Annotated in this window: 12 protein-coding genes; 5 read left to right on the forward strand and 7 right to left on the reverse strand. The window is 50.5% G+C overall.

The features are described from left to right. Positions 1-29: 29 nt before the first annotated feature. Together msbA and FM042_RS03785 are read right to left on the reverse strand one after the other, a co-directional pair. Positions 30-1,781 (reverse strand): lipid A export permease/ATP-binding protein MsbA, encoded by a 1,752-nt coding sequence (gene msbA / locus FM042_RS03780; protein ID WP_143234476.1) that lies wholly within the window; start codon positions 1,779-1,781, stop codon positions 30-32. A gap of 103 nt (positions 1,782-1,884) precedes the next feature. After that, on the reverse strand, positions 1,885-4,329 hold the full coding sequence (locus tag FM042_RS03785) for a DNA internalization-related competence protein ComEC/Rec2 (RefSeq protein WP_185960688.1): 2,445 nt from the start codon (positions 4,327-4,329) through the stop codon (positions 1,885-1,887). A 64-nt stretch (positions 4,330-4,393) separates the two neighbouring features. Between FM042_RS03785 and FM042_RS03790 the strand changes: the two genes are divergently transcribed. After that, complete coding sequence (locus FM042_RS03790; protein ID WP_143234481.1) at positions 4,394-4,975, forward strand: DUF2062 domain-containing protein; 582 nt, start codon at positions 4,394-4,396, stop codon at positions 4,973-4,975. On the opposite strand, the gene FM042_RS03795 is transcribed toward FM042_RS03790, so the two are convergent. The 3 genes from FM042_RS03795 to FM042_RS03805 are packed head-to-tail and all read right to left on the reverse strand — an operon-like array spanning position 4,972 to position 8,136. After that, complete coding sequence (locus FM042_RS03795; protein ID WP_143234485.1) at positions 4,972-6,210, reverse strand: lipoprotein-releasing ABC transporter permease subunit; 1,239 nt, start codon at positions 6,208-6,210, stop codon at positions 4,972-4,974. The genes FM042_RS03790 and FM042_RS03795 overlap by 4 nt on opposite strands. Further along, the gene (gene lolD / locus FM042_RS03800) at positions 6,207-6,890 is read right to left on the reverse strand and encodes a lipoprotein-releasing ABC transporter ATP-binding protein LolD (protein WP_143234488.1); all 684 of its coding nucleotides are present in this window, start codon (positions 6,888-6,890) and stop codon (positions 6,207-6,209) included. Before lolD ends, FM042_RS03795 begins: the two co-directional genes overlap by 4 nt. Continuing rightward, positions 6,883-8,136, reverse strand: a complete 1,254-nt coding sequence (locus FM042_RS03805; RefSeq protein ID WP_232366352.1) for a lipoprotein-releasing ABC transporter permease subunit — start codon at positions 8,134-8,136, stop codon at positions 6,883-6,885. The genes lolD and FM042_RS03805 overlap by 8 nt, the downstream gene beginning before the upstream one ends. Positions 8,137-8,269: 133 nt before the next feature. Between FM042_RS03805 and mfd the strand changes: the two genes are divergently transcribed. Together mfd and FM042_RS03815 are read left to right on the forward strand one after the other, a co-directional pair. Then, complete coding sequence (gene mfd, locus FM042_RS03810; RefSeq protein WP_143234490.1) at positions 8,270-11,761, forward strand: transcription-repair coupling factor; 3,492 nt, start codon at positions 8,270-8,272, stop codon at positions 11,759-11,761. Between the two features lie 51 nt (positions 11,762-11,812). After that, the gene (locus tag FM042_RS03815; protein WP_143234493.1) at positions 11,813-13,045 is read left to right on the forward strand and encodes a CsiV family protein; all 1,233 of its coding nucleotides are present in this window, start codon (positions 11,813-11,815) and stop codon (positions 13,043-13,045) included. Positions 13,046-13,114: 69 nt separating this feature from the next. Here FM042_RS03815 and acnA read toward each other — a convergent pair whose 3' ends face one another. Further along, a complete protein-coding gene (gene acnA / locus FM042_RS03820; protein WP_143234495.1) occupies positions 13,115-15,829 on the reverse strand; it encodes an aconitate hydratase AcnA in 2,715 nt (904 codons plus the stop codon). A 230-nt stretch (positions 15,830-16,059) separates the two neighbouring features. Between acnA and tesB the strand changes: the two genes are divergently transcribed. Together tesB and FM042_RS03830 are read left to right on the forward strand one after the other, a co-directional pair. Continuing rightward, the gene (tesB, locus tag FM042_RS03825; RefSeq protein ID WP_143234498.1) at positions 16,060-16,920 is read left to right on the forward strand and encodes an acyl-CoA thioesterase II; all 861 of its coding nucleotides are present in this window, start codon (positions 16,060-16,062) and stop codon (positions 16,918-16,920) included. An 88-nt stretch (positions 16,921-17,008) separates the two neighbouring features. After that, positions 17,009-17,881, forward strand: a complete 873-nt coding sequence (locus FM042_RS03830; protein ID WP_185960689.1) for a DUF1028 domain-containing protein — start codon at positions 17,009-17,011, stop codon at positions 17,879-17,881. Here FM042_RS03830 and FM042_RS03835 read toward each other — a convergent pair. Beyond that, positions 17,858-18,784, reverse strand: a complete 927-nt coding sequence (locus tag FM042_RS03835; RefSeq protein WP_143234504.1) for a hypothetical protein — start codon at positions 18,782-18,784, stop codon at positions 17,858-17,860. The genes FM042_RS03830 and FM042_RS03835 overlap by 24 nt on opposite strands. Between the last annotated feature and the right edge of the window lie 65 nt (positions 18,785-18,849).

The following is an 18,849-nucleotide window of genomic DNA, read 5'->3' on the forward strand; positions in this document are numbered from 1 at the left end:
CTGCAACGACTTCCTTCTCGATTTCAATTTCACGCTGAATCACTACCAAACTGCATTTGATACAACTGCGCGTACGCCCCATTTTTCTCAAGCAAATCACCATGGGTGCCGCGCTCAACCACTTTACCTTGATCCATCACCAATATCTCATCCGCAGCTTCAATCGTGGACAAGCGATGGGCAATCACCAACGAAGTACGGTTTTGTTGGAGGTTATCCAGGGCTTGCTGAATGTGCCGCTCTGATTCTGTATCCAGCGCCGAAGTCGCTTCATCTAATATCAGTATAGGTGCATCCCGCAACAGCGCGCGCGCAATAGCAATACGCTGACGTTGGCCGCCGGAAAGCATCACCCCGTTTTCACCAACAATGGTATTCAACCCTTCCGGAAGTTTATTTACAAACTCATCCGCATAGGCCAGCTTTAACGCTTGTTCAATTTCTTCTTGACTCACCGATTGGTTGGCCCCATACGCAATGTTATTGGCAATGGTATCGTTAAATAAGCTCACGCTCTGCGACACCACAGCAAACTGGCGGCGTAGGGAACGCAAATCGTATTCGCGAATATCCACCCCGTCGAGCTTAATCACGCCAGTTTCATAATCATAAAAGCGTGTTAATAGACTGGATATCGTTGATTTACCACTACCGGAACGCCCCACTAAGGCGAGTGTTTTACCCGCAGGAATGGTGAAGCTCACCGAATCTAATGCAGCCGCTTTTTTGCCTGGATACCGGAATGTAATATTCTCGACGGTAAGATCACCGCGCACCCGATCTTTTTGCAGGCTACCGGTGTCTTTTTCTGCTTCTTCATCAAGTACAGTAAAAATACTCGCCGCCGCTGCCAAGCCGCGCTGGAAATCAGCATTCACATTAGTGAGCTGTTTTAACGGGCGTAATAACATAATCATACAGGTGAGCAGCGTGGTGAACGCCCCTGGTGTGAGCTGTTCCAACATGCTTGGAAAGCTCGCAATAAACAACACCGCCGCCAAACTTAGCGACGCGATAAATTGAATCACTGAGGTGCTGATCGTGCGGATATTCACCAACTTCATGTTTTGTTGGCGGGTTGAATTATTCACCTGACCAAAGCGTTCGGACTCTTGCTTCTGCCCTTCAAACATTACCACCACTTGATGGCCGTTAATCATTTGTTCCGATGAGGTTGTAACATTCCCCATGGCTGTCTGAATCTTTGAGCTTACTTCCCGGAACTTACGCGACACCACAGCAACAATTTTGCCAATAGCAGGACCGATTAACAGAAACACCAACGACAACTGCCAACTGTGGTACATCATCAAGCCCAGCAAGCCAATCACAAACGCCCCTTCACGAATCATGGTGAGGATCGCGCGGCTGTTGGCTTCGGCAAGTTGTTGCGTATCGTAGGTAATCTTTGAAATTAAATCACCGGTAGAAATACGGTCGTGATAAGACACTGGCAAACGCATCAAGTGCTCAAATAGCTCTTGACGCATGGTGGTTACAATATGAAACCCCACGTAACTGAGAAAGTACGTGGAGATAAAGTTAAAAAAGCCACGCAAAATAAAGATTAAAGGAACAAAGATTGCCCCATAAATCAGAATCGTTGGATTCCCGGCACCGAGTCCGTCATCAATAAGGGTTTCAATATGATAAAAGAAGAATGTATCGACACCGGCGTAGCCGAGCATACCAATCACGGCAATTACGAAGGCAAGACGGTATGGTTTTAAGTATTTTATTAACCGTCGAAAATTAGATTTTCGTGTGTGTTGCGAATCCATTGGAATCCATTTTGTTGTGAAATCACTTTCATTGTAACCGTAACCCGATTCCCTTGACCAGTCAGCATTCGCCCTCGCATGGGTGTGAACCTATCTATTTTTTCTACGGTTTCGCCTGCTGTAGGTACCAAAACGGCTGAATTTCCTGACGAAATGGCCGTATCAGCCAGTTGTATTCATTTTCTCTATTGCGGTGCAGTATGACGGATATTTGACCAAAGTCACCTGTATTGAACAGCGGAATGCGGCGTTCAGCGTAACGTTTACGCACATCAGGATGAGGCATTCCCCACTGATTTAGAAATCCAGCCCCCACCAATGCCACTTCTGGTGCCACACGATCAATAAATTCGGTTTGGCTGGATGTTTGCGATCCGTGGTGAGGCACTTGCAGAATATGGGCCTGAAAACTGCCCTCGTAGCGGCCGACCATGCGCAATTCGGTAAGACGCTGAATATCGCCCGTAAGCAGCACCCGTTGCCCGTTGTATTCCAATAACAGCACACAGCTATCGTTATTAGGGCCAAACGACGGCCCCGGCATGGGTGCTAACGCGCGAATGAGTACACCTTGCCAGCGCCAGACTTGGCCCCATTCACAGGGCCAGCGGCGCGGTATACTGTGGCTATGGTCGGTGCTTGTTTCTCCTTGCAACCGCGTTTCTAGAACCTGCATGCGGGGATATGCTGCTGTTAGGCTAGGTGCACCTCCCACGTGATCTTGGTGGGGATGGGAAAGCACCAACCATTCCGGAGTGAGCCGGTGATAACGTAAAAAGGGAATCACCACACTTCGCCCCGTATCAAAGCCACCGACAAAGCGAGGCCCTGCATCATATAGTAAAGCGTTGCGCCCTCGCTGAATCACTATGGCATTCCCTTGCCCTACATCGAGCATATGCACTGCAAACTCGGGAGGCTTTGGCGGCTGTAGCCAAATCAACATCGTTACACTGAGCACGCTACTGGCTCCTAAGCGTTGCCACATCGCACCGGGCCAATAGCGAAGTACTAACCATACCAATGGGATCACACTCCAGCGCAGATCCTGAACAGATTGCCAATGCAACGGCACATAGGTGCTAAGCATAAGTCCGTGGATAACGCTGTGAAGTGCAATATCCGCGGGATAAGCCAAGCCATATGCAATCTGCGCGGCTCCAACAACCCCGAGCAATTCAAGCACAATCAAAAGGGCTGCCAGTAAGCACAACGGCAAAATCAGCAGTGTAAATATCGGGATGACCCACAGATTGGTAAGAGGAGCAATCCAAGGGATGCCTTGAAAATAACTGATGGTGAGCGGAATCAGAGCCAGCGTTAACAGAACTTCAAGTCGCCACAAACTTGCTATCTTCTGCAGTGCTCCAGCCTTGGTTCTGCTTTCCCAAGGCGCGCACCAGTGCCACAGAAATATGGCCAAAACTGCCGTGACCGAAAGCCAAAAGCCAGGATCCAACCACGCAAAGGGATCAAGCAGCAACAGCAGGGCCACACAGCGCAGCAAAATACGCAATGGCGCAATTTGCCAACCAAGGCAACGAGTCACCACAAAAAAGCTCACCAAGATCAGAGCGCGAGTGGTACTTACTGCAAAATCGGCAAGAGCTGCATAAGCTACCGCAACCAACAGTGCGGTGAGTAAGGTGTGCCGCTCATAAGAGGATTGTCTGCCCTGGCCTAACGCACAGGATAACCAGCCTAAACGAGCTAGCCACCAAGCAAATCCAAACACTAGCGTGAGGTGTAATCCCGAGATGGCCATGATGTGTGCCACGCCAGTCTGTTGGAAGAGCTGCCACTGATGCGTGTGGATATATTGTCGGTTGCCTGTCATCAGTGCCAGCAAAAAACCAGTGTAATCCAGCCCTCGGGGGTTATCGACGCTGCGTTGCCATTGCTGAACTTGCGAAGCGATCTCATGCCGAATCGCCGAGATCCGCAACATATGTGGTACTCTCAGTAATTCCCCATCGTGCACCTGCACACTCGCCCGAATCCGCTCACGAACCCAGCGCACTTGAATCGGGCGACTTCCTTGATTCACTAAACCTGTTGCAGGCCGTGCGCGCGCATGAAGCTGCCATATTTCTCCCGGTTGCGGCGCGGATATGTCTGGCGGAAAATACCACTGGGCGCGCACCCGAGTAGGTGCGATCTGGCTGAGAAAGCGAGGTAGTTTCCACGCTTGTGGTGCATCGATTATAATGCCATCAAATTGCCAGCGTTCTGGATACTGAACACTAACCTGCTGGACCTGAATGGTTATCTGCGCCGGTTCGCGCCATTGGCTGTTCGGCAATTGCCATAAATTCAGCATCTTCACGTTGAATAATGACCAGCAAATACCGCACAATAGAGCACTCAGGAGAAGGACAGCCAAAACCGTAGTGGTGCGTAAGGCGTGGCGATACATGCAGATAGCAAATGATGCGCCGGTCAGAAGCAACAACCACCACAGCGACCACGTTGGACTTAACCAGGGCATCGCAAGCACACCACCGATGAAGGCGGCACATAGGCGATCGAGCGGAAGGAATCTATTCACAGTGAGCATCCGTGCTTGAAGTGAATATGAGTTACTCATCAACCCTTGGAATTGACGAGCGCACATGCCAAGAAAGTTTCTAAAACGGTTTATGCCAGATATTCACAAGCTCAACCGCTATGGGGTGTTAAAGCCTTTCGGTACGCTTGCGCATGATCCGAACCTTTGGCATCTTAACCGGCGCAGTGCTGCCGGTGCCTTTGCTGTTGGAATTTTCTTTGCCTTTATGCCCATGCCCTTTCAAATGGTGGCGGCAGCGGCGTTCGCGATTTTATTTCGAGTCAACTTGCCACTTTCCGTAGCACTGGTTTGGATCTCCAACCCTATTACCATGCCGCCCATGCTCTACGGCTCTTATCGGGTTGGCGCATTTTTGCTCAATCAGCCATCCGAACCCTTCTTATTTGAGCTCTCTTGGGCGTGGTTTCAGGCCAGTATTTCATCGATTGTGCCTGCCCTGTTACTTGGCTGTATTGTCGTCGGTTCAGTATTCTCTGGCGCCAGCTACTTAGCCGTGCGTAAGATTTGGCGACAGGCAGTGCAGAGTGCTTGGGATGAACGGATAAAATTACGCCGGCAGCGCTTGCGGGAACTGAAAGCCGAGTTTAAACAACGCCGCCAAAACTTGCGCGACGAGGCCGATTAACGGCCTCGCAGCCCATCTACCGGCGCCAAATTAGCCGCCCGCCACGCGGGGTATAGGGTTGCCAGCACACTAGTGAGCATGGCCACGCCGATCACGACAAGCACATCACGAATCAGTAATTGCGACGGGATCTGGCTCACAAAGTAGAGCTCATTGGGTAGCAGCGAAAAAGCAAACTGGGTTTCTAAAAACGCCAACATCGCCGGAAGATATACCGCCACCAAGCTCCCAAACACACCGCCCAAGAGCGCACCGACCACCCCATTCAAACTCCCCTGCCAAACAAAGGTTTGAAGAATCAATCGATGATCCGCCCCCATGGTCTTTAAAATTGCAATGCTCGACTTCTTCTCCTGCACCACCATCACCAAGGTCGATACGATATTAAATGATGCTACCGCAAGCACGAGTACCAGCACCAGATACATTATTGTACGCACAAGCTGAATATCACGGTATAAATGCCCTTCGGTGCGTGTCCAATCATGGATATATGCAAATTCATTGAGCTGGCGGGCAATTTCATGGGCAATATGGGGCGCATCATATACATTGTGCAACGCCAATCGCACGGCACTGGCATCGCCCTCAAGGCGCGCCGCTTCTCTTCCCGTAGCAAGGTGAATATAGCCCTGCTGAAAATCAAGTTCGCCGCCCATCGCGAAAATCCCCGCCACTTGCGTGGATAATCGCCGCGGTGCACGTAATCCCCCGCTACTTTGCAGTTGCGGAATCATCACAACAAGGTCATCACCCACCTGCACATTCAACAAATCCGCCATTCCCCGACCTAAAAGTATACCGTTTGGGGTGTTCTGAAACTGTAGCCAATCTGCATCGCTCACATACCGGCGTAATCCCGATACACGCGCTTCGTACTCTGGCTCAATGGCACGCAATTGCAGCCCACGGAAGCGGCCCGGCTGTTGAATCATGGCGCTCAATACAATCACAGGTGCCGCAGCGCGCACCCCAGGGTGCGACTCTGCCACTCGAACCACTTCCTGCCAATCTTGCAAGCTGCCCCGTACCGCTTGGTATTCCACATGGGGTACCAAAGATAAAAAGTCGTTTTCCAGCGCTTTTTGAAAGCCGTTCATTACCGATAGCAACACAATCAAAATGGCACAGCCAAGGCCAATACCAATCGTCGATGACGCTGAGATAAAACTTAAATAGCGGGTTTTCTCCCGGCTGCGGCGGAAGCGCTGCGCCAACAACAAGGGCAAATTCATGCAACGCCCTCCACGAACACGCCATGGTCGAGGTGAAGTTGACGAGGAAGTTTCTTGGCTAATGCCGTATCGTGAGTGACGACAATGAATGCCGTATTAAATTCGCGGTTGAGTTCTAACATTAAATCGTAAATCACCGCGGCAGTATCTTCGTCGAGGTTACCGGTAGGCTCGTCCGCCAATACCAACGCTGGGTTATTCACCAAGGCACGAGCGATAGCTACTCGTTGCCGTTCACCACCCGAGAGCTTCGCCGGTGCGTGATGTAATCGATGCCCAAGCCCAACCCGTTCGAGCAACGCTTTAGCCCGCGCATGGGCCTTTTGGGTTGATTCGCCGCCGATTAATAAAGGCATAGCGACATTTTCCAGCGCACTAAACTCGCCAAGGAGGTGATGAAATTGGTAAATGAAACCGAGCGATCGATTGCGCCACTTGGCCAAACCGTTCGCGCTCAATTGCGTGGGTTGTTCGCCGACCACCTGTAATTTGCCCGCATCCGGCGTATCTAATCCACCTAGGATATGCAAGAAGGTACTTTTACCGGAGCCCGAAGCGCCCACAATCGCCAACATTTCGCCGGCGTCGAGATCAAAATCTAATTCATCCAGCACACTGACTCGCTGTTCACCGTCTTGATAGCTTTTCGACAATCCCTGAACCTGAATTAACTTACTCATAACGTAAAATCTCTGCCGGTTGAATTCGAGCGGCCCGCCACGCTGGATACAAGGTCGCGATCATGGTGAGTACAAGTGCAGCCAGCACAATTTCAACAATCTGCCCCCAGCGCACTTCAAAGGGCATCGCTTGCCCATGCATAAAGATGTCAATCCCTAACCCCATTAAGATGGGATTGAGACCATAAGTAAGCAGCACACCAAGGAGCGCACCTAAGGTGATGCCCACCACCCCGCTGTACATGCCCTGAATGACCAAGGTTTGATACAAACGACTACGCGCCAAACCGAGGGTTTGTAGAACCGCGATATCGCTGCGCTTATCTTGAATGAGCATCACTAATGCGGATACAGCATTAAACGCGGCCACGGCAACAATCAGGCCTAGCATAATCATCATCATGCCTTTTTCCATGCGCACAGCCGCAAAAAGTTGACCGAAGCGTTCTTGCCAATCTCGCAAGAGCACTTGGTCGTCGAGCTGTAATTGCTGAATTTGTCGTTCTAGCTGATTGGCCACATCGCGCGCTTGAAAAGCATCGTCTAGCCATATGCGAATCCCGCTCACATTGCCTTCCGGGAAACGGAACAAGCGCGCAGCATCTTGTCCGTGCATTAGAATCAACTGGCGATCAATATCTGCCCCCACTTCAAATACACCAGCCACAGTGAACTGTCGTTGCGCGGGCATCACACCGATAGGGGTATGTTGCTGCCCCGCCGCTGCGGTTACGCGTATACGGTCGCCCACATGGGCATCTAACTGCATGGCTAAAGGCCGACCAATGAAAATCCGGTATTCCCCAGGCTGCAAGTCGGTTAACCGTCCCATCAGCAGATGCGCCGCTAACACACTATTGGCCGGCTCATGCTCTGGGTAAATCCCCTGCAGCATCACCGCCTGCATTTGCCCCTCTCCTTGCACCAAACCTTCTGATTGCACGAAGGGGCTCACGTGCTGAACTTGTTGGGGCCACTGCATTTGCGCCGCAGTCCCTTGCCAATTAGCTAACGAGCTTTGCTGTGCATCGATAAGGGTAACTTGCGGCACAATACCCAGAATGCGGGTTTTTAATTCCCGCTCAAATCCATTCATCACTGACATCACAATAATCAGCGCCATCACACCAAGCATGATCCCAGCCATGACAAATCGACTAATAAACCGGGTGAAAGACGATCGTTCTCGCGAACGACTATAACGAAGTGCCAAAAATACAGGGATCGGCAATGAGAGTTTCAACACGAATGTATTCCGAATCCAAAAGATGAATAGCAAGGATAATCACATCCGCGTGTCGGTACAACCTGCCCGAAGCAGTTGCTTTGCTGTATAATCGCAAACTTGCCGTGTGCGATGGACAACCATTGAGTATTTCATGAGCCAAATTTCTTTATTACAGCCCCCGTTTCCAGAGTCTTCATCTGCATCCGCCAAGGAAATGACTTGGCGTCACCTCGCAGGGAGTAGTTTATCTCTCGCCATCAGCCAGTTGTTGCAACAGCGCGAAGGCATGCTTCTGCTGATTACCGCAGACGCCCCTAGCGCCTACCGACTGGAAGAAGAGTTACGTTTTTTTGCGCCCCAGTTTGCTAACGACATTCAAGTTCTCCCAGATTGGGAGACCTTGCCTTATGATAATTTCTCGCCACACCAAGATATTATTTCCGATCGCATTCGCGTACTGGCACGTTTACCGGGAAGCAAAAACGGCATTCTGATTGTAGCGGCAAATACCTTAATGCACCGTTTTGCACCGCCTTCATATATTGCCGGTCATCGTTTTTTATTGGAAGAAGGCCAAACGCAACCGCTCGAAGGGCTACGTAGCCAGCTCGATACGGCAGGATACCGACATGTAAACCAAGTGATGGAGCACGGTGAGTATTCTATTCGCGGTTCGATTCTCGATGTATTTCCGATGGGCACACAGGCCCCATTACGCATCGATTTTTTCGACGACGAAATCGATAGTATTCGCACCTTCGATGCGGATACGCAGTTGTCGGATGCGCCTATTGAGCGCATTTCCTTACTCCCAGCACGGGAGTTTCCGACCACCCCCGATGGGATTGAACGCTTCCGCCGCCAGTTTCGTGATCAATTTGAAGCATTAACCTCTCGGGAATCGGTGTACCAGCAAGTCACCCAAGGCATTATGCCTGCAGGTATTGAGTACTTCTTCCCGTTGTTTTTCGATGAGACCGCTACCCTGTTTGATTATTTGCCCGCGGATACCCTAGTACTTACCTACGGCGATTTACCCAAACAGATACAGAAGCTATGGCATGACTTGCAGTTCCGCTATGAAGATCGCCGCTGGGACCGTCAGAAACCCATTCTGCCACCCCAGCAGTTATTCTTAGCAGAGAACGAACTGTTCGAGCAGTTAAAGCAATATCCTCGTATTCGCCTTGGGGTAATCGAAGGCCAACGCTCCCCCGGACCGGTGGATTTTAAAACCCGTCCGGTGCCTGAAGTAAGCGTTGATGCAAGGCATAAAGATCCCTTGCATAAGATTCGCGAACACGTTAATAGTGCTCGCAGCAAGCAACAGCGCATTCTTTTTTGCGTGGAATCCGCAGGCCGTCGTGAAAGCTTATTAGAACTCCTCGGCAAGGGCGCAATTCATCCGATTGAGCTAAACCATTTTGCCGATGCCCTCACTCACGAAGCCCCGATTACGATAATGGTCAGTCCGTTGGAGCACTCTTTCTACGCTGATCTGGGCGATCTGCCGGGTTTGTGGGTGATCACAGAATCTGATTTACTCGGCCACCGTGCGCCACAACGCCGCAGAGTTGATAAGAAGAACGCCCAACAAGCCGATGCCCTGATTAAAAACCTAGCCGAACTAAGTCTGGGTCAGTTGGTGGTACACATTGATCATGGTATTGGCCGCTACCAAGGATTAACCACATTAGAGGCGGGTGGAATTACCACCGAGTTTCTCACTCTGGATTATCACGGCAACACCAAGCTATTCGTACCTGTCGCCTCGTTGCATCTAATCAGCCGCTACAGTGGTGGCGACCAAGATAAAGTGCATCTTAGCAAGCTGGGTAACGATAGTTGGGAAAAAGCGCGTAAGAAGGCTGCGGAGAAAGTGCGCGATGTGGCGGCTGAGCTGCTTGAAGTATATGCCCAACGCGAAGCCAAGCCCGGTTATGCATTCCAAGTGAACGATGACGACCAAATACGCTTTGCTGCTGGCTTTCCGTTTACTGAAACCGATGATCAGCAGGAGGCCATCGCCGCAGTGCTGAATGACATGCAAACCCCGCGCGCGATGGACCGTCTGGTATGTGGTGATGTGGGCTTTGGAAAAACCGAAGTAGCCATGCGTGCAGCCTTTACTGCGGTAAACGATGGCAAACAAGTGGCGGTGCTGGTTCCTACCACGCTATTGGCGCAGCAGCATTTTGATAATTTCCAAAATCGTTTTGCTGATTGGCCTGTGCGCATTGAGCTGTTGTCCCGTTTTCGTACCGGAAAACAAACCACTTCAACGCTGGCTGCCCTCGAAGAAGGCAAAGTCGATATCGTGATTGGCACCCACAAACTACTGCAAAACGACATTAAATTTCATGATCTGGGCTTATTGATCGTGGATGAAGAACACCGCTTTGGGGTGCGTCAGAAGGAACAAATTAAACGCTTACGTGCCGATGTGGATATCTTAACCCTCACCGCCACACCCATTCCGCGCACCTTGAATATGGCCATGAACAATATTCGGGATTTATCTATTATTGCCACACCACCCGCCCGCCGCCTTGCGGTAAAAACCTTTGTTCGGGAGTACGACAAGGCGACCGTACGCGAAGCCGTGCTGCGAGAGATCCTGCGCGGTGGCCAAGTGTATTTCTTGCACAATAATGTAGACACCATTGAAAAAACCGCGCGCGAACTTTCTGAGCTGGTACCGGAAGCGCGAGTTCATGTGGCCCACGGCCAAATGGGCGAACGTGAACTTGAGCAGATCATGGCGGATTTCTATCACCAGCGCTTTAATGTGTTGGTTTGTACCACCATTATTGAAACCGGTATCGACGTGCCCACCGCCAACACCATCATTATGGACAGAGCCGATAATCTTGGCCTAGCCCAATTGCACCAATTGCGCGGTCGGGTTGGACGTTCACACCACCAGGCCTATGCCTATCTGCTCACCCCGCATCCACGCCGCATGACTAAAGATGCTGTAAAGCGCCTTGAAGCCATCTCGCAACTCGAGGATCTTGGCGCTGGCTTTGTATTGGCCACGCACGATTTAGAAATCCGTGGTGCCGGTGAATTGCTCGGCGACGAGCAAAGCGGGCAAATTGAAACCATTGGTTTTAGTTTGTATATGGAAATGTTGGAAGAAGCGGTACAAGCACTTCGGGAAGGCCGCGAGCCGTCGCTAGATCAGTTGCTGCGGCAACGCACTGAAGTGGATTTACGCATCCCAGCGCTACTGCCAGAAGCGTACATTCGCGATATTAATATTCGCTTATCGATGTATAAACGAATTGCTGGGGCTGATTCGACACACGCATTAGAGCAGTTGCAAGTGGAACTCATTGACCGCTTTGGACTCTTACCTGAGCCAGCAAAAAATCTGATTCGTGTGAGTGAAATTCGCTTACAGGCAGACCCTTTGGGTATTCGAAAAATCGAACTGGGACCACAAGGGGGTCATGTCGACTTTGCCGAGCGCACACCGGTGGAGCCCGCCACCATTATTCGCTTGATTCAGCAAGAGCCCACGGTGTACGGCATGGAAGGGGCGCAACGATTAAAAATCCGGCAAGCCACCAGTGATACACAGGAACGGATAAAACTGATACAGTCGCTGTTGAACACCCTCACAGCAGAACAACGATAACCCTACAGGTGCACTAACGGTTCGCCTGGTTAATTGTGGAGATGGAAATTGATGGTAGATGGCAGACGCATTCGTCAGAGTGCCGCGGTTCTATCCACAGGATTGGCACTGCTGTTTAGCACGCTCGCGTTCGCGCAAACAGGGTCTGAAACAATCCCCGATCGTGGCTATCGCTGGTTCGAAGTGGAAGTCTTGGTGTTTCGCTATACTGAGCCCGAAGCTACCGACCCAGAGCAATTTTCGCTGTCGGTCAATCCAATTCCGGTCGAAGGAAGTCGCGATCTATACACGCCACGTCTCACGCCAGATATTTCGCCCTTGTATTACGCGTTGCCTCAATGTGAGGATACCCGTGCACTGATCCGCCCTATTCGTCAGAAATTTCTCACCGCCGATGTATTGCGTGCAGAAATTCAACTCCCTCCCGAAGAACTTCTCGGCTGTCGTCGGTTACCGGATTTGCCCATCGTTTCGGAGTTTTATGACGACATTAATGAAACCATCGCCGTAGCGCCAAGTCGCCTACCGGTAGTTATCAGTGGCGATAAGCGGGGTACTCGAGAAGAAATGCTCGCAGCGGAAGCGCCCTTTCTCGTTCCCGAAGACCATTTCGCACTCAGCCCGTTGCGCCAACAACTGCAGCGTCGCCGAGATGCAGAGCCTATTTTACATACTGCATGGCGGCAACCGGTGTTTGCTCGCACCAGTGGGCGTAAACACCGGCTGATTGGCGGCCGCAACTTTACCGATGAGTTCGATTATTTTGGTTTTCCTAAGCCCTCAAACAAGGCCGATGTTATTGCGCAACTTGAATCGGGTTTTCAGCATCACGCACAAGGTGGCTTTAGCAATGATGAGCAAGTTGGCCCCGTCGCTAATGTAAAAAAGTTACTGGCTGCTATTGAACGTAACCAATTTAACTTTGCCGCTGACAGTACCCTTGAAGCACAAGTACCACGACGTCCAGAACGCATGCCGCGCGGACTACCGGAGCACGTATGGGAGTTTGATGGATTACTGCATATCTATTTGGTGGGTAACTTTTTGCACATCGATACCGACTTTAATTTACGCGATATTATTCAGCTAGATCCCGCTGCCCTCTCAGTGTCAGAGCAAGTCAGTGATTTCTTAGAACCGAATGCGCATAACTTGGAGTTTTTACGCGCCTATCCGTTTAAGCAGGTGCGACGGGTCATTTCCCATGAAACCCATTATTTTGACCATCCAAACTACGGTGTTGTAGTTCAAATTCGACGCACTGATTTGTCGAATCGTCGCTAGATAAACTTGCACAAGTAAACCGGCGGGCCAAAGGCGCGCCGGTTAACTCTCATGCACACTGAATCTACATTACGCGATGAGCTGTCGCAGCACGTGATGCAGAATCCCGCCACTGAGGAAGTAGCGCGCTTCATTCGCAGTATCAATACGACAGGTCACCACAAACTCTACGGTATCGCCATTGTCTTTCTCAGCGGTGACTTTAATTTGCTGTCCGGGCTTAATGTCGTTGCTGAGGCCTTTCAAGGTAAAGCGTTCCGTGCCTTTTAACCCCAGACTTTGGGCACTGTCGCCTTGATCAAACTGCAACGGCAACACACCCATACCTACTAAGTTTGAGCGGTGAATACGCTCAAAACTTTCTGCAATCACAGCTTTCACACCGAGTAAACGTGTGCCTTTCGCGGCCCAGTCACGGCTCGATCCGGTACCGTACTCTTTACCCGCCAATACAATCAGCGGCGTATCATCTTCTTGATAACGCATGGCGGCATCGTAAATCGACATGGATTCGCCACTGGGCACATGCACGGTGTAGCCACCCTCACGGCCATCGGCCATCAAGTTTTTAATACGAATATTGGCAAAGGTGCCGCGCATCATAACTTCATGGTTACCCCGGCGCGAGCCATAGGAGTTAAAGTCGCGTATATCCACTCCCTGTTCTTGCAGATATTTACCCGCAGGTGAGTCTGGCTTAATCGCACCTGCAGGCGAGATATGGTCAGTGGTAATAGTGTCGCCAAATATCGCCAACACATGAGCCCCTTCGATATCCTTCAGTTCCTCAGGCGCTTCATCAATACCCAAGAAGAACGGTGGATTTGCCACATAAGTAGAATCATCATTCCATTCGTAGGTTTGGCTATCTGGAATTTCCAGCGCCTGCCAGTGCTCATCCCCATCAAATACATTGGCGTATTGATGACGGAACATATCGCTCACCACTTTTTCTACTTCTGCTTTAATCTCTTTCGTGCTTGGCCAGATATCTTTTAGATACACAGGGTTTCCATTGCTATCTTCACCCAGTGGCTCTCTACTTAAATCAATCCGCGTGGTGCCGGCAAGCGCAAAGGCAACCACCAAGGGCGGCGACGCCAACCAGTTTGCTTTCACTTGTGGATGAATCCGCCCTTCGAAGTTTCGGTTTCCTGAGAGCACCGATGAAACCACGAGATCACCTTTATCAATGGCGGTGGATACATCATCAGGCAGCGGACCAGAATTACCGATACACGTGGTACATCCGTAACCGACCAAATCAAAACCGAGTTTATCCAAGTAGATGTTTAAGCCCGCAGCTTTAAGGTAATCGGTCACAACTTTTGAGCCTGGGGCCAATGATGATTTCACCCATGGCTTGCGTTGCAGCCCTTTCTCCAAGGCTTTCTTAGCGACCAAGCCCGCGGCCAACATGACGCTGGGGTTGGATGTGTTAGTACAAGAGGTGATCGCCGCGATCACCACATCGCCGTGGCGTAAGTGATGCTCAGTACCTTCTAGCGGCACTAGCGTATCGTCGCTCACTTCGGCACGACTGAAGGATTCTGGTGCGCCCATTTCTGGGTCTTCAGCCACACCAATGGAATCTAACAGCAAATCAAAGCTATCGGACAACTGACTTAAACTGACACGGTCTTGTGGGCGCTTAGGGCCCGCTAAAGACGGTACAACTGTGCTCATATTCAGTTCAAGCGTATCGGTAAACACAGGTTCCTTGGAGGCGTCGCCCCACATACCTTGGGCTTTCGCATAGGCCTCCACCAAGGCAATAGTGTCTTCATCCCGCCCCGACAGTTTTAAATAAGTAAGCGTTTCTTGGTCAACCGGGAAGAAACCACAGGTGGCACCATATTCTGGGGCCATATTGGCAATGGTTGCGCGGTCTGCCAGGGGTAAATTAGCCAACCCTGGGCCGTAAAACTCAACAAACTTGCCGACAACGCCTTTTTTGCGCAGCATTTGCGTAACCGTGAGCACTAAATCCGTTGCGGTGACGCCTTCGGGCAAGGCGCCATCGAGGCGAAAGCCCACCACTTCTGGGATCAACATGGAAATAGGCTGCCCTAACATGGCCGCTTCCGCTTCAATACCACCAACGCCCCAGCCCAACACACCCAGACCGTTAATCATGGTGGTGTGTGAGTCGGTTCCTACCAATGTATCTGGATAGGCATAGGTGTTGCCGTCTTCTTCGCTGGTCCAGACCACTTTGGCCAAATACTCCAAGTTTACCTGGTGGCAGATACCGGTACCCGGGGGCACAACGCGGAAATTATTAAACGCCTTTTGCCCCCAACGTAAGAACTCATAGCGTTCTTTATTGCGCTCCATTTCAATCTTCACGTTCTCTTCAAACGCTTGCGGAGAAGCAAATTTATCCACCATTACCGAGTGGTCAATCACCAAATCTACTGCGGATAAAGGGTTGATTTTATCCGCCGGTAAACCTGCTTTAGCTACCGCATCGCGCATGGCGGCAAGGTCAACTACTGCTGGAACCCCAGTGAAGTCTTGCATAAGCACGCGCGCTGGGCGATATTCAATTTCCTTGTCGGATTTACGTTCTTTGAGCCAATCCACAATGGCATTAAAATCTTCTTTCTTTACGGTACTGCCATCTTCATGGCGCAAAAGGTTTTCCAACAGCACCTTCATGGATACCGGCAAACGATCAATATCACCAAGGGATTCCGCTGCCTTTGGGAGACTATAGTAATGATAGGTGGCGCCATTCACCTCAAGTGAGGAACGGGTTTTAAGACTATCTTGGCTAGCCATGATTCTCTCCTGTCGTGACTGTATGCAATGTTCACGGGTGGCAACAATGCTTTATGATCCTATGCTCTTAAGCTTGGGCTGTTTTTGTAAAAATTCAAGCTATAACCGATATATAGGAAACGAATAGCGGTCAAAGCGTGCGGACTTTTTTCGCTAAGTTTCCTCAAAATCTAACAAATTCACGGTATACTAAACACGTGTTTGAAAACCTTTAGAGCGAAACCATTACTATGAGCCAGGTACTAAACGACTTATTGGAACTGTTACACCTCGAGTCGATTGAACAAGGAATTTATCGCGGACAAAGCCAAGATTTAGGCTTTCGCGCCGTGTTTGGCGGACAGGTCATGGGCCAAGCGCTCTCGGCAGCCAAAGATACCATCCCTGAAGATCGCGCTGTGCATTCGTTTCACAGCTACTTCTTACGCCCAGGCGACGCCAGCAAACCCATTATTTATGATGTAGAAAATGTTCGTGATGGCAAAAGCTTCTCCACTCGTCGGGTAAAAGCGATCCAATTCGGCAAGCCTATTTTTTACATGACCGCGAGCTACCAAACTCCCGAAGATGGTGTTGAGCATCAAGATACCATGCCTGAGGTTCCTGGACCGGAAGGCTTGCCATCGGATCTGGATATATATCGCGAACATGCAGAGCTCATCCCTGAGAGCATTCGCAATAAATTTATTAGCGAGAAGCCGATCTTGATGCGTTTTGTTACCGAGTATAACCCGTTTCGCCCAAAGGCCTGTGAGCCCAAGCGTTACGTTTGGTTAAAGTCGAATGGCGCCTTGCCCGACGACCAACGGGTCCATCAGTATTTGTTAGCCTATGCGTCAGATTTTAATTTTTTGCCGACATCTTTGCAGCCCCATGGCAAAACCTTTGCGGATCCGCGCATACAGATGGCCACCATTGATCATGCCATGTGGTTTCATCGCCCGTTTCGTATGGATGATTGGCTGTTGTATGCCATTGATAGTCCGTCGGCCCAAGGCGCCCGAGGCCTCGTTCGCGGACAAATATTTAGCCGCGATGGCACCTTAGTGGCCTCCACCATTCAAGAAGGGTTAATTCGCGAGCGTAAGTAGGCTATAACCTAAAGAGAACGTTAGATTCACTTGCATTGGCCCCCTAGCCTGCTAGGGTGAAAGACGCACACGCATGAGGAGCGAACCAATGATTGCCACTTTCACCATCGCGGCCCGCGATCCTGCCACCCAAACCTATGCCGTTTTAACCGCATCGAATTTTTTGGCAGTGGGCGCGCTTGTGCCTTGGATCGATGCTCGCGGCGGTATTGTGGTCACGCAATCCTTTGCGCATCCTGAATCAGCCGCTTTGGCGCTCGAAAATTTGCGCCACGACACCCCACTCAAGCGTGTTTTAGAATCTTTTTTGGAAGATGACCCCATCGCCAAGAAACGTCAGGTGGGCCTCATGAACCGCCATGGTGAATGCATGCTGTATGACGGTCCAGACTGCACCCCGGCCATCGAATCCATGCAAGGAGAGAACTTCTTTGTCTGTGGCAATATGTTGGTGGGCGGCACCATAGAGGCAATGGCCAAAGCTTATACCGATGCCTTGCGTCATGGTTTAGAACTCGGTGATGCCATGCTTCGAGCGATGCTGGCAGGCCAGCAACATGGTGGTGATTACCGCGGTAAATTAGCCGCTGCTATGTTGATGAAACGGCCAGGTGCCGGTTATATGGGCAGTTCAGATACGCTCGTGGATTTGCGGGTAGATGCCTCAGCCCACCCGTTGGCAGAACTGCGGGACCTGTACAGCTTATTTAAGCTCTACAACCCGCACCATTTCGACCATAGCATGATTCCCGAGGCCCAGCTCAGTCCTGCCGACAACAAATTATTGGCATCGTTGCTCGCGTTATTAAAACACTCGGATCAGATTCCCCACGAACCCGAGCAAGTATTAGAATTACTCGAACGGCACAACCTAGCGGGAAATTACGACATCAATAAACAACGGTTCAGTTCGCTGTTATTTAGTGAGGGGCACGCCCTACTTCGCTTGCTTCGTGTATAGGCGTTTTCGCATGCGTGCGCGCCAGGTCTTAAACCAACCTCGGCGCCGCTTCTCAGGTTCAAAATCGCCCCAGTTATCCACTTCAAACCGATTTTTATCGCGAATAAAACGCGTATACATTTGCGGCAGCGGTTTAAGCGACACATCTTCGGGCAGTCGATAGCGTTTCACTTCGTTAAAGCGGGCCTGTAAATCGGGTACCTGTCCGCGGGCAATGATATAGAGCTCGCAAAAATCCCCTTGCTTGGGATCAAGTCGCAAGGTTCTTTCTTTGGTAACGACCTCGATCACACCCCCCTTGAGAATATTTACTTCCGGCGAGGTAAAGCGCAGCCGAAAGCGGCTGGGCACATAGTTATATGGAAGCGGATACTGAGAGTCCTGTCCCAAGGTTAACGGGAAGGTATTCATGGGATAGAGCTTTTCGGAGTTATCTTCCCGCTTTTTCTCGTAAGTGCGGATAAACGCGGAGAACCTTAGGTTATACAAGCGCAGTGACGATGCGATATAGAAGTGAATATTTAAGTAACGATCATCACCATCCGTAAAAAAATCGGTTTTGCTGCGAAACACAATATTATCGCGGCTTAGAACGAAAAACTTATAAATGATGATGCCCAGAAAAATCGACGGCGAGAGCAGCGACAAAGTCGCCAAGAACGCGCGAATATTCTGGTACATAAACTGATCCGGCAAAGTCCAGCGCGGTTCTTTGCCAAATAGTTCCGTGTAGATATGGTAGAAATAGGAAATGGTGTTCTTGGCATCCCCGACCACAAAGCCGATGATAATCGCCAACAACATCGCTAGCACCGCATTGACGATGATGAAATCCACGGTGAGCCGCAGAATCGAGTGGGAGGCAATATACTGCCGAATCTTAAAATTCTTCCGTGGATGCATGGGTGCTTATTCTTTTTTTAGTCGTGGGGATCAGCGTTAGCCTACCCCACTTTATTCCCAAGAGC

Source organism: Aliidiomarina halalkaliphila, from assembly GCF_007096385.1.
GTDB classification, from domain to species: domain Bacteria; phylum Pseudomonadota; class Gammaproteobacteria; order Enterobacterales; family Alteromonadaceae; genus Aliidiomarina; species Aliidiomarina halalkaliphila.

Coding starts and splice junctions, on each gene's coding strand:
- FM042_RS03795 (WP_143234485.1), bottom strand. CDS start 6,210: ATGAATTTGCCCTTGTTGTTGGCGCAGCGCTTCCGCCGCAGCCGGGAG.
- FM042_RS03815 (WP_143234493.1), top strand. CDS start 11,813: ATGGTAGATGGCAGACGCATTCGTCAGAGTGCCGCGGTTCTATCCACA.
- lolD (WP_143234488.1), bottom strand. CDS start 6,890: ATGAGTAAGTTAATTCAGGTTCAGGGATTGTCGAAAAGCTATCAAGAC.
- mfd (WP_143234490.1), top strand. CDS start 8,270: ATGAGCCAAATTTCTTTATTACAGCCCCCGTTTCCAGAGTCTTCATCT.
- FM042_RS03830 (WP_185960689.1), top strand. CDS start 17,009: ATGATTGCCACTTTCACCATCGCGGCCCGCGATCCTGCCACCCAAACC.
- FM042_RS03835 (WP_143234504.1), bottom strand. CDS start 18,784: ATGCATCCACGGAAGAATTTTAAGATTCGGCAGTATATTGCCTCCCAC.
- acnA (WP_143234495.1), bottom strand. CDS start 15,829: ATGGCTAGCCAAGATAGTCTTAAAACCCGTTCCTCACTTGAGGTGAAT.
- FM042_RS03790 (WP_143234481.1), top strand. CDS start 4,394: ATGCCAAGAAAGTTTCTAAAACGGTTTATGCCAGATATTCACAAGCTC.
- msbA (WP_143234476.1), bottom strand. CDS start 1,781: ATGGATTCGCAACACACACGAAAATCTAATTTTCGACGGTTAATAAAA.
- tesB (WP_143234498.1), top strand. CDS start 16,060: ATGAGCCAGGTACTAAACGACTTATTGGAACTGTTACACCTCGAGTCG.